This window comes from Luteibacter sp. 329MFSha, assembly GCF_900111665.1.
Lineage (GTDB): Bacteria > Pseudomonadota > Gammaproteobacteria > Xanthomonadales > Rhodanobacteraceae > Luteibacter.
This window is the reverse complement of record NZ_FOJE01000001.1, coordinates 734563-747409: the sequence shown is the minus strand read 5'-3', so window position 1 is coordinate 747409 and position 12847 is coordinate 734563. Positions and strand designations below refer to the sequence as shown.

The 12847-nt window shown below is 67.5% G+C and carries 15 protein-coding genes, 1 tRNA gene and 1 pseudogene; 7 read left to right on the top strand and 10 right to left on the bottom strand.

What is annotated here, in order from left to right:
* Positions 1 to 8: 8 nt before the first annotated feature.
* The 3 genes and pseudogenes from BMW54_RS03285 to BMW54_RS03275 form a co-directional block, all read right to left on the bottom strand.
* Positions 9 to 245 carry a hypothetical protein gene (locus BMW54_RS03285; protein ID WP_090052955.1) on the bottom strand — a complete coding sequence of 79 codons (237 nt, stop codon included), beginning with the start codon at positions 243 to 245 and terminating at the stop codon, positions 9 to 11.
* 64 nt (positions 246 to 309) lie between these two features.
* A complete protein-coding gene (locus tag BMW54_RS03280; protein ID WP_090052954.1) occupies positions 310 to 555 on the bottom strand; it encodes a DUF2188 domain-containing protein in 246 nt (81 codons plus the stop codon).
* 160 nt (positions 556 to 715) lie between these two features.
* Positions 716 to 1423: pseudogene (locus BMW54_RS03275) on the bottom strand (NAD(P)-binding domain-containing protein); the annotation flags it as partial.
* Between the two features lie 102 nt (positions 1424 to 1525).
* Here BMW54_RS03275 and BMW54_RS03270 point away from each other — a divergent pair.
* On the top strand, positions 1526 to 2530 hold the full coding sequence (locus tag BMW54_RS03270) for a TraB/GumN family protein (protein ID WP_090052951.1): 1005 nt from the start codon (positions 1526 to 1528) through the stop codon (positions 2528 to 2530).
* Here BMW54_RS03270 and BMW54_RS03265 read toward each other — a convergent pair.
* Positions 2497 to 3534, bottom strand: coding sequence for an Lnb N-terminal periplasmic domain-containing protein (locus tag BMW54_RS03265; RefSeq protein ID WP_254779034.1), 1038 nt, complete (start codon positions 3532 to 3534; stop codon positions 2497 to 2499). The genes BMW54_RS03270 and BMW54_RS03265 overlap by 34 nt on opposite strands.
* 145 nt (positions 3535 to 3679) lie before the next feature.
* Between BMW54_RS03265 and BMW54_RS03260 the strand changes: the two genes are divergently transcribed.
* From BMW54_RS03260 to BMW54_RS03255, 3 genes are all read left to right on the top strand, one after another.
* Complete coding sequence (locus tag BMW54_RS03260; RefSeq protein WP_217642589.1) at positions 3680 to 4159, top strand: HAD family hydrolase; 480 nt, start codon at positions 3680 to 3682, stop codon at positions 4157 to 4159.
* Between the two features lie 47 nt (positions 4160 to 4206).
* A complete protein-coding gene (locus BMW54_RS18905; protein WP_217642588.1) occupies positions 4207 to 4377 on the top strand; it encodes a hypothetical protein in 171 nt (56 codons plus the stop codon).
* Between the two features lie 103 nt (positions 4378 to 4480).
* On the top strand, positions 4481 to 5179 hold the full coding sequence (locus tag BMW54_RS03255; protein ID WP_090052949.1) for a BON domain-containing protein: 699 nt from the start codon (positions 4481 to 4483) through the stop codon (positions 5177 to 5179).
* 12 nt (positions 5180 to 5191) lie between these two features.
* On the opposite strand, the gene BMW54_RS03250 is transcribed toward BMW54_RS03255, so the two are convergent.
* The 3 genes from BMW54_RS03250 to BMW54_RS03240 form a co-directional block, all read right to left on the bottom strand.
* A complete protein-coding gene (locus BMW54_RS03250; protein ID WP_090052947.1) occupies positions 5192 to 5566 on the bottom strand; it encodes a response regulator in 375 nt (124 codons plus the stop codon).
* A gap of 160 nt (positions 5567 to 5726) precedes the next feature.
* Positions 5727 to 7439, bottom strand: a complete 1713-nt coding sequence (locus tag BMW54_RS03245) for a patatin-like phospholipase family protein (protein ID WP_090052946.1) — start codon at positions 7437 to 7439, stop codon at positions 5727 to 5729.
* Positions 7440 to 7513: 74 nt separating this feature from the next.
* Positions 7514 to 7873 carry a DUF1304 domain-containing protein gene (locus BMW54_RS03240; protein WP_254779031.1) on the bottom strand — a complete coding sequence of 120 codons (360 nt, stop codon included), beginning with the start codon at positions 7871 to 7873 and terminating at the stop codon, positions 7514 to 7516.
* A gap of 147 nt (positions 7874 to 8020) precedes the next feature.
* On the opposite strand from BMW54_RS03240, the gene BMW54_RS03235 reads away from it, so the two are divergent.
* Together BMW54_RS03235 and BMW54_RS03230 are read left to right on the top strand one after the other, a co-directional pair.
* The gene (locus BMW54_RS03235; protein ID WP_139206023.1) at positions 8021 to 8296 is read left to right on the top strand and encodes a hypothetical protein; all 276 of its coding nucleotides are present in this window, start codon (positions 8021 to 8023) and stop codon (positions 8294 to 8296) included.
* Positions 8297 to 8319: 23 nt separating this feature from the next.
* Positions 8320 to 8682, top strand: coding sequence for a UBP-type zinc finger domain-containing protein (locus BMW54_RS03230; protein ID WP_090052940.1), 363 nt, complete (start codon positions 8320 to 8322; stop codon positions 8680 to 8682).
* Positions 8683 to 8906: 224 nt separating this feature from the next.
* Here BMW54_RS03230 and BMW54_RS03225 read toward each other — a convergent pair.
* From BMW54_RS03225 to tpiA, 3 genes are all read right to left on the bottom strand, one after another.
* A tRNA-Leu gene (locus BMW54_RS03225) sits at positions 8907 to 8991 on the bottom strand.
* 25 nt (positions 8992 to 9016) lie between these two features.
* The gene (secG, locus tag BMW54_RS03220) at positions 9017 to 9448 is read right to left on the bottom strand and encodes a preprotein translocase subunit SecG (RefSeq protein ID WP_090055640.1); all 432 of its coding nucleotides are present in this window, start codon (positions 9446 to 9448) and stop codon (positions 9017 to 9019) included.
* 26 nt (positions 9449 to 9474) lie between these two features.
* Positions 9475 to 10251 (bottom strand): triose-phosphate isomerase, encoded by a 777-nt coding sequence (gene tpiA, locus BMW54_RS03215; protein ID WP_090052939.1) that lies wholly within the window; start codon positions 10249 to 10251, stop codon positions 9475 to 9477.
* 160 nt (positions 10252 to 10411) lie between these two features.
* Here tpiA and BMW54_RS03210 point away from each other — a divergent pair, with 160 nt between their 5' ends.
* Complete coding sequence (locus tag BMW54_RS03210) at positions 10412 to 12826, top strand: DUF3772 domain-containing protein (protein WP_139206022.1); 2415 nt, start codon at positions 10412 to 10414, stop codon at positions 12824 to 12826.
* Positions 12827 to 12847: the final 21 nt, after the last annotated feature.

Genomic DNA, 12847 nt, shown 5'->3' with positions numbered 1-12847 from the left:
GACCGATTCTACTCTTCGCCGGGATCGAAACCCTCGCGTTCCTTCATCAGCTGGCGAGCCGCGGTGATCCCGAGGGTCAAGCCTTCCTGACACGCTTGCTCCTCATCCTCGTGCAGCGTCTTGCACAGGTGCTCGGCGACTTCCTCACCGTCCTCGCTGATGACGTACTTGCCACGCCAGCGGCCCGGCTTGGCCACGTAGCAGGTGCCTTCCACGTCGAAATAACCGATCTTGCGATGCGCCATGGGTGGGTTGATCCTCCTTACCTCATCCCATCGTATGCATCGCGCATCAACGTGGCGTGCAGCGCTACTGCATGCCTCCGACGGGACGCTTGGCGTTCGATTCGAACTCGCGCCACATGCCATCGGCACCTTCGACGGAGACCAGCGTCTGCACGCCGTTCTGGCCACCCAGAAGCTTGGACTGCTGAACGGCGTAAGCGATGGCGGCGACGCGCGATTCGAAGTTCTCCGTCGGCACGCCGTTCATCTGCACATGCCAGAGGCCGGCCAGATCGGGCGCGAAAGGGATGTCGTAGATCACCAGAGCCATGGAAAGGTGGGTAACCTCAGAAAGTACGCAAGCCTTCGGTCGAGCCGACAGGAAGACCACGCGGCGGTTGCCTCAAGGGGGCAAGATTATCCGTATCCCTTCGCGCCCACAACGGAATTCCGCGTTTGCCGATCCTTCACGCGGCAATCACGACATTCGTTCAGCGCGGCGCGTCATAGCTTCCCGGGCTTGCCGCCGTGGCGCGCCATGCGGGTTGTCGCTCACGTGTCGCGTCGAGCAGGCCCTGGCGGACGCCCTCCAGTTCACGATCCGCGCCGTACACCGGCGAGCCGGGCTGCTGGCGCCACGATTCGTCGAGCGTGCCCGCGTCGACGCCATCGAAGCCCAGCTGATCGACGAGCCGGAGCACAGTCGCCTTTGCGTTGGCGTCGTCGCCCGCGACCGGCAGGGCGATGCGCCCATCCGTCGTCGACGGCTTGCCCTTGCTCCCCAGGTGCGCCGCCTCGATGGTGTTGAACGCCTTGACGACCGGTCGGCCGAGCTGGTCCGCGACCCAGCGGCTCTCGGTCATGCCCTCCTCGATCGCCGAGATGCGTCCGTCACGCTCCCGGGGATAGTAGTTGCCGGTGTCGACGACGACGGTCGTGTCGGGCACGCCGTCGAACAGGTCCGACGGGAGCGCAGGAATCTTCGATTCGGGGATCGTGATCACGACGACGTCGCCACCGCGAGCCGCCTCGTGCGCGGTCACCGCGACCGCGCCGGTGTCCCGCTCGATGACCGTGAGCGTCTCCGGCCCCCGCGAATTGGCGATGAGCACCTCGTGGCCGAGCTCGCGAAACCGTCGCGCCAGCGTCCCGCCGATGTTCCCCGCGCCGATGATGCCGATCTTCATCCCATGGTTCTCCGAGTGGCGATGCCTCGATCATCCGGAACCAGCGTGAACGGGCGGCGAGCGACCGGTGATCGGGGAATTCCGCTCGCGAGGCGGCGGCCCTAGACTCCGCGCATGAACCGCATCGTCCTCGCCCTCCTCGCCTGCCTCATCGTGCTGCCTGCCACGGCTTTTGCGCAGGACACGCCCCCCACCATCCCGACACTGGACGCGGTCACCGTGAGCGGCGTCCAGCCCGGGCCCGGATTGTGGCGCGCGACGCGGGGCGGGCACACGCTGCTCATCCTCGGCAGCCTCACGCCCATTCCCCGCGGGATGACCTGGAAGACGGACGAGATCGACGACGCCCTCGCGCACTCGGGCGCGCTGCTCCTGCCGCCGCACGTGGAGATCAAGCCCAACGTCGGATTCTTCGGCAAGCTCGTCCTCCTGCCCTCGCTCATCGGCGTGCGCAACGCGCCGGACGGCGCGACGCTGCAGGAAACCGTGCCGCCGGACGTCTATGCCCGCTGGCTCGAGGTCAAGGCGCGCTACATCGGCGACGATCGTCGGGTGGAGCGCTATCGCCCGATCTTCGCCGCGCTGGAGCTCTACAAGAGCGCCGTGAAGAAGACGGGCCTCGCGAAGTCGGGCCAGATCACGCGCGCGGTCACGGACCTCGCGCAGAAGCACGGTGTGAAGCAGATTCCCGTCGAATACACCCTCCTCGTCGACGATCCACGGGCCGCCGTGAAGGCGTTCAAGAAATCCACGCTCGACGACGTCTCGTGCTTCGCCCAGAGCGTGCAGAACATCGAGCCGCAGCTCGCCGACATGACCGCCCGCGCGAACGCCTGGGCCACCGGCGACCTCGCCGCCCTCCGCGACGACCGGCGGGCCGCGCAGCTGATCACGTGCATGAACGCCGTCACCGAAGGCGGCGTCGCGCAGCGCATCGGCCTCGCCGACGTGCCGAAGGCCGTGCGCGAGCGCTGGCTCGCCACCGTGGACGAGGCGATGGCGGCGAACACGCAGGTCGTCGCCATCGTGCCCATCGACGACCTGCTCAGCGGGGACGGCTACCTCGCCGCCCTGCGCGCGAAGGGCTACACGGTGGAATCGCCCGACGGCGGCGAATAGGCCGGCGGAATGCCGACGCGGATGGCGCGGGAGAAATCGTCCCCCGGGCCGGTCGCCCTCGCCCGCTCCGTGATGCGGCCGAAGCGTCGCCATTCGTCGACCGAAAAGCGTTCGTCCAGGGTGCCGTTCTCCGCGAAGTATTCCGGCAGGTAGCCGGTGAGCAGCAGGCGCAGGTCGAACGGCAGGGCGCCGTCGATGCGCCTCGCCATGCGATAGACGATGGTGGTGCAGTTCGACGTGACCGTGTTGTAGAACCGTGGCCGGCGGACCAGTCCGTTCGCCGCCTCGACGTAGGAGACGAAAAGCGAGCGCATGGCCTCCTGCGGCATGCGCAACGGAAAGAGGTAATCGTCCTCGCCACGCACATTGGTTCGCACGCGCACGATGTCGTGTTCGTCCGCGGCGACGAGCACGAGTTCGAACTGGCGGAAGAACCCGCCGACCTCGGAGAACGCCTCGCCGCGCTTGCGCCGAATCTCCACCGAGAACACGACGTGCCGTCCATCGTCGAAGCCGAACGAAAGCATCGCGTGGGCGATCGCCTCGCTCGCCCAATAGGACAGGACGGCATCCACGCGCACCAGCCGGTCGAGATCGTACTCGCGCGTTTCCCAGCGGATGTCGTAGTCGGTGTCCGAGCGCCAGGTGAAGTCGCGCACGTTGCGCAGCGTCACGTGCGAACCGGCCACTTCGCCCGAGAGCAGCCGCGCCACGTCGTCGGCCCAGACGCGGTCGTTGCTCGGCCGGATCGTTCCCCACCACAGCAGCAGTGCCGCATAGGCGGCGACGAAAATCGCGGCGGCGCGGTCCTCGCCCATCCCGAGCCAGGCAGCCCAGAGCAGCACGCAACCCGCCATCCAGGCGATGGCGACCGCCAGCCTGACGCCGCGCGGCCCCGGAGCGCGGTAGGCGAGCGCGAACGCGCCCCACGCGCCCGTGGCGAAAAGCAGTGTCGCGGCGGCCGCGCCGGCCAGCCCCTGTGCCCACATGCGGCGGCGTTTCATCGGGGCCGCCCCCTGTCCAATCGATGCATCGCTACATGATGCCCGAATGACCCGCACCATTCGGGCTATGGCGCGGTGCATCAATGAGCGCTATGTTGAGCCCAGGTCCGGAAGCACCGTCCGGCACTGCTGCACGGGGGCTGGCATGGTCCGATTTCCGGCGACACCCCAGGCGATCGTCTTCGACCTGGACGGCGTCCTCTTCGACACGGAGGCGCTCTACCGCGACGCGCTGCTCGCCGCCGCCGACGAGGTCGACATCCACCTGCCCCTCTCCCTGTGCCAGCGGATGGTGGGTCTGCACGGGCACGCGGCGCGACTTCTGCTCAGGGAACACGTCGGCGACGAGGTCGATCTCGATGCCGTCTGGGAAGGGGCATCCGCCCGATACCACGCGCTCTTCGACACCGACCTGCGGCTGAAGCCCGGCGTGACCCGGCTGCTCGACACCCTCGACGAGCTTGGCATCCCTCGTGCGATCGCCACCTCGTCTCCCCATGCCACGGCGATACACCACCTGGACGCGTTCGGCCTTCGGGATCGCTTCGACGCCCTGGTGGCGTCCGGCGACTGCGAGCGCTGCAAGCCTTATCCGACCCTTACCTGCGAGCGGCCCGGATCCTGAACACGCCCACGGCACGCTGCCTCGCCCTGGAGGATTCTCTCGCGGGGGTGCGATCCGCGACGGCGGCGGGCGTGCCGACGATCATGGTGCCCGACCTGCAACAGCCCAGCGCGGAACTGCGCCGGCTGTGCGCGAGCGTGGCCGCCGATCTGGACGAAGTGAACCAGTGGCTGCGCGAAACGGCCCACGGCGTGGCGACCGCGCCCCCGGCCCACTGAGCCTCGTCGCTTCAGAAACGTTTCCGCCGCGTTGACGCGCGCGCAACACGTATTGCATGGCACGGCGCGAACACTGGCGTGGTCCTTCACGCTGGAGCCGCTCATGAACCGTCAAGACGATCGCCACGGCACGACCCGCCATCCCGACGACGACAGCGTCTGGGCACGGCCCCTCGGACGCCGCGACGACACGCGCTATCCCGGCGATGAATTTGGAGGCACCTATGGGCACCGCGATGCGGGGCTCCATCGCGATGCTGGCGCGAGTCCCTACGATGCCCGCCGCGACGTCGCCGGCGGACGCGATTACCGCCCGGGCGACGATTTCTCGGGAGGCGGCTGGACCGGGCAGCGCGATGACGAACGCGACGGTGGCCGCCGTCCGGGCCACCGCGATTTCGGCGGGCACCATGCTTATGACACGCACGGACGGCACCCCGGTCACCGCGACTTCGGTCGCGGCGACGACGACACCCGTCGCGCATGGAGTCCGTCCGGTTATCCGGGCGGATGGCGCGGCGTCGGGCCAAAGGGCTACGAGCGCAGCGACGAGCGCATTCGCGACGACATCTGCGAGCGGCTGACGGAGCACGACGCGATCGACGCCTCGGCCATCGAAGTCACCGTGACGACAGGCGTGGTGCGCCTGACCGGCGAGGTGCCGAAGCGCTACATGAAACACCTGGCCGAAGACACCGTGGCCGACGCCGTGGGCGTGCGCGATGTCGAGAACACGCTGAGGGTGGCCGATGCCGATCGCCGCGGCGAACGCGGCCTGTTCGACGAACCGTCGCTGGGGTGACGTTCCCGGAGGTCAGCTGACCCGTTGCGGTCGGCTGGCCTCGTGCAATGCGGTTTCCAGCTGCTGCGCACTGTACGGCTTGCGGATGAGCGGCGCCCGGTATTTGGCGGGAATGTCCACCTGCATCGAACCGGTCGCGAGGATGAAGGGGATGCCGCGGCGCTGAAGCTCGTCGAGCGCGGGATATACCTTGACGCCCTGAAGATCGATGTCCACGACGGCCACATCGCAACGCTCCACGTGCGCCAGCCGCAACGCCTCTTCGATGCATGTCGCGCATGCGGCGACGTCGTAGCCAAACCGCTCCTCCAGCATGTCCGCGAGCGCGGAGGCCAGTCCGGAATGATCCTCGAAAACGATCGCGCGCGGCGCGGCTGATGTATTCATAGGTTCTGACACGAGGGAGGGGCGTGGTCCAACCTACTCCCGTTTCCACGCGACGACCAGATGCGGATTCGCTTTTCTGGGCGTTTCCTCACGAACGGGTGTTACATCGACGAATCACTTGCCGTATTAGCACGATCCAAACACGATTTCGTCATTTCGTTTACCAGAGCTCGTGCCGCCGCAGGGCGTCCACGAGCCGCGTCGCGGCGAAGCGGAGGAGCTTGCGCCGTGCATACGTATGCCATGCGAGCCAGGTCAGAATCTTATCCTTCCATTTGTCGGTGGCCACGCGATACAGCGCGTCGAGACGCTTGCTGATGTCGGGCATGAGGCTCAGGGGATCGAGCGCCCCGCGTGGCCACGCCGGCAGGCATTCCTCGCGCGCCGCGCACGCGCAGTCGCCGACGAGGGGAATCACGGGCGCGTGCGTTTCGCCATCGCGCTCGCGCAGGAAGTGCGCCAGCGCGGGATCGCCGGCCCACGCCGCGACGATCGGATTGCTGGCCGGCACGAGGAAATGCTCCGAGAGGAAGCGCTGCGCGTTGCGGCGTCCGAGCAGGAAATCGTGCCGCCGGTAGGCCTGCGCGAGGAACCCGGCGAAACCGCCCAGCGCGCCGGCGGCGATCGCCCGTCCGCCCAGCCAGCGCGTTTCGCCTTCGGTGGCGGGACGGATGGGCGCGATGAGGAAACGGCTGTAGACGGCATCGTCCATCGCCAGCGCGATTTCCCGCGGCTTGAAGCGCGCCTGCTGCTTCCATGAGGCGAACAACGCGGTCAGGGCGCCGACGACGTTGATCGACGCCGCGAACTCCGGTCCGAGGTCGTCCGGCTCCGGAAAGGGGTCCACCATGAGGACGATGCGGTTGACTTGATCGCCACGTCGCGGATTCCGGCCCAGCGTGCCGGCCAGTTCCGTCCGCGCGAGCTCGAACGGCTCGTTGTCCATCGCACCGCCGTCGACGCCGACGAACCGGTAGCTCGGGCCCATGTGCTCGCCCTCGTCCAGCTTCGGCTCGATCGGCACCACGCGCGACATGCCGTTCTCGTCGGGCACCACGACGCTGCGCTGCATGTAGTCGCTCCAGCGCCGTTCGATCTCGCGGTAGCGCAGACCACCTGGGAAAGCCGACGACGCCAGCGCGGCGTTCATGAGCGCGGTCCACCCGCGGTCCGGCAGGCGTTTGGGATGCGCCACGTAGAGGTCGTCGGGATAGTGCCAGCGACGGTCGTACGCCCCCTGCCCCGTATCGACGGCGAAGCGCAGGTAGTCCTCGTGCGCGACCATGCCGTGTCCGGCGTCCGATCCCGTTCCCGCGAAGGGCACCTCGTAGGGCACGCCGCGCAGGTTCGTCACGGTGAAGACCAGCTTCAGCGGATTCGCGATGTAGGGCCGGCTCGCAGGTGCCGCCTCGAAGCGCAGGGCATCCTCCGCGATCGCATCGAGGCAGCGCGTGTCGAGCAGCGACGCGATGGGCAGGTCCTTGTCCAGATCGTCGGTGCCCAGGAACCCCTTGATGTCGACCCGGTCGACCCACGTGTCGTAGAACGGATTCCGGGCCGCCGTCGCGTCGTCGGTCGCCGCGTGGACATGCTCGAAGGCGTAAGGAAGCGCGATGGCGGAAAGCACCCCGTTGATGCTGCCCGCCGACGCGCCGGAGATGTCGCGCAGCAACACGTCGTGCGACGGCACCGCCTCGCCGGCCCGCTTCGCCGCGTACCAGCGCTCCAGGGCCTCGTAGATGAAATCGAGGACGCCCGCGGCGTACGCGCCCCCGGAGACCGCCCCGGCCAGGGCCAGGCCGAGCTCGAACGTGCGCGGACGCGGCGGCGGCGTGATCTCGGGATGGCCAAGGGGAAGATCCGTATCCGGCATGCGTCGCTCCGCCTCGCGTGTTCGGGCCGATTATGGACGACGACGTCGATACGGACCCCGACGTGCCGCACGCTTCAGCGGGCGAGCCATTGCGCGGCGAGTGCGAGGGCGGCGGGGAGCGCCTGCACGTACAGGATCCGGCGGCTCGCCGTCAGCGCACCCCAGAGCCCCGCCACGACCACGCATCCGAGGCCATAGAAGACGAAAGCCGTGGCGAACGGTTCGCGCAGGACGAGGCCGAGCAGCAGGGCGACCACCAGGAACCCGTTGTAGAGGCCCTGGTTCGAGGCGAGCGCGGCGCTGTCGTTCGCGAACTGGGGCGTGATGCCGAAGACCTTCGGTCCTCGCGAGCGCCACAGGACCATCTCCAGCACGACGATGTAGAGGTGGATCAGGATGACCAGGACGGTGAGCGCGGTGGCGGCAAGATGCACGGGAGGCCTCGATGGATAGTGAACTGCGCGGAGGATAGCCGACGGCGCAGGCATGCACCCCGGCCGCAACGCGGCGACCTTGAGTAGGCCGGATGGCCGATTGCGTGCAGACGCCGATGGGGCCCTAATCGTCGGATGCACAACGTCATGGCAGCCGAGGAGATCTCCCTGGAAGCCCTGGGATTGCTCCAGGCGCTGCTTCACCATGACTACGACGAGGCCCAGTTCCGGGCCAACCATGTCGCCCGGCACGCCCTCGAGCACGATCACGTTTGCGTTGCCGATGCCGCCGAGCGAATCGAGTCCCTCCTCGCCTGTGGCTGTCCGAATTCCCTCGAACTGCGGATTGCATTACGCTCGCTGGCAACCTCGGTCGACCGCATGCAGGCAGCGGCCCTAAGGCGTGCCGGTCGATTGCTCTGACCGCGCCACCGCAGGATAAACCCATGCAAGACAAACGCATCAAGGGCATCGACCCCGATGTCCCGCCGAGCGGCACCGGTTGTGTCGAATGCCTCGCCACGGGCAGCTGGTGGTTCCATCTTCGCCGTTGCGCGCAATGCGGCCACATCGGCTGCTGCGACGATTCGCTGAACAAGCACGCGACGAAGCATTACCACGACACCGGACACCCGATCATCCAGAGCTTCGAACCTGGCGAAGACTGGTTCTACAGCTACATCACCGAGGACATCGTCGACGGTCCGGAGCTCGCCCCGCCGCATAGCCATCCCGTCACGCAGCCGACGCCGGGTCCCGAAGGCAAGGTCCCGCGGCGTTGGCAGTGGGTGCTGCAGAACGCGGGCTAAGCGCCTCGCCCTTCCGATCGCCTCGCCGTGGGCACCGGCTTTCGCCGGTGCGACGGTGAGGTAGCGTGTTGGCGCACGAAGAGGCGATCCCGCCTATATATCCTCATCGTCGCACCGGCGCACGCCGGTGCCCACGGCGAGGCGCTCGTACAAGCGACCGCGCACAAAAAAACCCGCTTTCGCGGGTTTCTTTGCGATCCGGTTGAGGTTGTCCGGATCTCTGTTGGTGCCCAAGGGGGGACTCGAACCCCCACGACCTAAGCCGCTACCACCTCAAGGTAGTGCGTCTACCAATTCCGCCACCTGGGCATAACTTTTACTGCGTGTTGCGTAATTACTTCTTGGCCGGTTCGGCGGGAGCCTGGGTGGCTTCCTGCTTCGCGGCCGGAACATCGTTGTTCGCTGCCGGGGCCGAAGCGGCGGGTGCCTGAGGCACATCCGACGCGGCCGGGACCACCGGTGCGTTGTTGGCGGGAGCGGCCGGCGTGGTAACGCCGGACATCACACCAAGATCCGCGGCCGGCTGGGGATTGCCCGTGCGACCGAGGTAAATGCCCATGCCGAGGCTGAGCAGGAAAAACAGGGTGGCCAGGACGGCCGTGGCACGCGTCATGAAGCTCGACGAACCACGCGCACCGAACACGGTGGCGGATGCACCGCCGCCGAAACCCGAACCTGCCTCCGCACCGGCGCCGCGCTGCATGAGGATCAGCACGATCATCGCCGCGGCGATCAGGATATAGAAAACGCTGAAGAGAATGAACATGTCTTCTTGGTTTGCCGTGTCGCGAATTATCGACGCGCCGCGGCGCATATATCCAGGAAATCGTTGGCGAGTAAAGCCGCGCCGCCGATCAGTCCCCCGTCCACATCCGGCTGGGCGAAAAGTTCGGCCGCATTGGCCGGCTTGACGCTTCCGCCGTAAAGCACCCGGGTCAGGAGCGAGATATTAGCATCCTTTTTTCCCAGTTGGCTACGGATGAACGCATGAATTTTCTGCGCCGTCTCCGGCGTGGCCGTCAGGCCCGTTCCGATGGCCCAGACGGGCTCGTACGCCACCACCGCGTCCCGGAACGGCTCGATGCCGTTGAGGTCCAGCACGGCGCCGAGCTGGCGGCCGATCACTTCCTCGGCGCGGCCTTCCTCGTGCTCTTCCTTCGTCTCGCCGACGCACACGATCGGGGTGAGGCCCGCCTTCAGCGCCGCCGCGAACTTGCGCGCGACGAGTTCGTCGGATTCATGGTGATACTGGCGCCGCTCGGAATGGCCGACGATGACCCAGCGGGCACCGACGTCGCGCAGCATCTCGCCGGAAACCTCGCCGGTATAGGCGCCGGTGCCGACGTGCTCGGAGACGTCCTGCGCCCCGAAACCGAGGCCGCTGTCGTGGAATTTCGCCGCGAACTCACCGAGATGCGTCGTGGGCGGAAAGAGCACCACGTCCTCGCAGGCCAGCGCGCCGGCCTTCACGCGTTCGCCCACGCTCCGGGCGATTTCGTGCACCAGCGCGCTGCCGACGATACGGGAGCCATGCATCTTCCAGTTACCGGCGACCAGCATCTTGCGCATGTGGGCTTCCAGGCGTGACGAAAGGGGCGGCAGGATAACGGGCGGCTACGCGCCGGCAAAGCTGCATTGCCGCAACACGGGCCAGCACGCGCCGTTCACCGAGGGTACCGCATACCTCCGGGCAATTGACCGGATCGGAACCGGCTTCGATCATCACGCCATGCGCATCCTACGAATCTTCTTCATCGCCCTCCTCCTCGCCGGCACCGGCGGCGCCTTCGCACAGGCGGACGACGCCAGCCCCGCCCAGCAGATCGACGACTTGCGCGGTCAGCTCGACCAGGTCGAGAAGACCATGAAGGACGAGCACATCGAAGACAGCACGATCGACGACCTGCGCGGAAAATCGACCGGCATCGCCAGCGACGCGCAGAAGCTGTCCAGCTCGCTGCAGCAGGGTCGCGACGCCGCCAAGGCTCGCCTCGACCAGCTGGGTCCCGCGCCCGCCGCCGGCACGAAGGAAGCCCCCGAACTCGCCGCCGCGCGCAAGGACGCCCAGAAGGCGTTCGACGCCGTCGACGCGCAGGTGAAGCAGGCGGACGCGATCGCGCTCGAAGCGCAGCAGACGGCGAACCAGCTGGCCGAACTGCGGCGCACGCGCTTCCAGGAAACCATTTCGCGACGCACGAACTCTCCGCTCTCGCGCCCGTTCTGGTCGGAGCCGGCCGCGGCCTTCCCGCGCGATTCCGCCAACCTGCGCGCGTTCGCCGATGGCGTGAAGCAAGACATCGCCGAGAGCTGGACCGCGGGCAACCGCGTCGCGCTGATCACCTGCGTGCTGCTCGGCCTGCTGCTGATGACCGGCGTGCGGCTCTACATCGAACACCGCGTCCGCCAGCTCACGGCGAACCGCATGCCGCCGGGTCGCCTGCGCCGCTCGGCGTTGATCCTCGGCATCGCGCTCACCTCGACGCTGACCACCGGCCTCGGCACGCAGCTCATCTATCTGGGCCTCAACTGGAACGAGACCTTCAGCTCCGACACCGACGAGGTGGTGCGCGCGCTGGTGCGTCTGGTGTTCTTCGGCGCATTCATCGCGGGCCTGGGCCGCGCGCTGCTCTCGCCGAAGCGGCCGTCGTGGCGTCTTCCCGCGATTCCCGACGAGACCGCGGACGCGCTGCGCCGCTTCCCGATGGCGATCTCGCTGTCCGTCGTCCTGTTCGTGTTCCTGCGCGAACTCAACCGCGCCATCGGCACGAGTCTTTCGATCACCGTCGTCACGACGAGCCTGCAGGCCGTCGTGTTCACGACGCTCACCGCCTTCGCGCTGCTTCGCCTCGGCCGCACGCACCATCACGACACGGACGGCACGCCGCCGGCGCCCCGCCCCATCTGGGCGAGCCTGTTCATCGCGGCGGCATGGATCGCGATCGCCGCGTCGTGGATCGGGCTGCTCACCGGTTTCATCGCCTTCGCCGCGTTCATCGCCGGCCAGGTCGTGTGGACGGCCATCGTGATCGCCTCCACCTACCTCGCCATGCGCCTCGTCGACGACCTCTTCGAGACGCTGCTCTCCGAGAAGGGTCCGATGAGCGCGCGGGCGCAGGCGGTGTTCGGCACGCATCCGAAGCTGCTCGACCAGGCCGGCGTGCTGCTTTCCGGCATCGTGCGCCTGGGCCTGTTCCTGTTCGGCCTGACGGCCGTCGTCTCGGGTTTCGGCGCCGGCGCGTCGGACATCCTCGCGCTGGGCGGCAAGCTGCAGTCACTGAAGATCTACAACGTCGAGCTGAAGCCGAGCCAGATCCTGACGTCGATCGCGCTGTTCTTCCTCGGCCTGCTCGCCGTCCGCGTCGTCAAGAACTGGATGTCGGAGCAGTATCTGCCGCGCACGAACCTCGATCCGGGCATGCGCAGTTCGCTGACCACCCTGCTCGGCTACGTCGGCATCGTGATCGTGGTGGCGATCGCCCTGCTGGCGATGGGCCTGTCGGTGCAGAACGTGGCATGGGTCGCGTCGGCGCTGTCGGTCGGCATCGGCTTCGGTCTGCAGGCGATCGTGCAGAACTTCATCTCCGGCCTGATCCTGCTCGCCGAGCGCCCGGTAAAAGTCGGCGACTGGGTCGTGCTCGACGACGCCGAAGGCGACATCCGCCGCATCAACGTGCGCGCGACCGAGATCCAGGTATCCGACCGCTCGACGATCATCGTGCCGAACTCCTCGTTCATCACGAAGCCCGTGCGCAACATGACGATGGCCAACCCGCAGGGCCGTGTCCTGATCAAGCTGCCGATGCCGCTGGATTGCGATCCGGTGGACGTGCGCCAGCACATGCTCGACGCCATGCAGGGCCATGCGTCCGTGCAGCCCACGCCCGCGCCGTCCGTCACGCTCGACAACATCGATCGCGCCGCGATGACGTTCGCCGCGACGTGCTACGTCGGCAGCCCGCGCGACGTCGGCAACGTGAAGAGCGACCTGCTGTTCGACATCATCGCGCGCCTGCGCGGCGCCGACATTCCGCTGCTGCGTCCGCAGGACCTCGTGCTGAGGTCCGGCGGCAACATGGGCGACATGATCGGGCCGACGGGTGCGGGCGCGCCGAAGGCGTCGACGGATCCCGATCCGTCGGCGTGACGCCCGTCGCTTTCGTAGGAG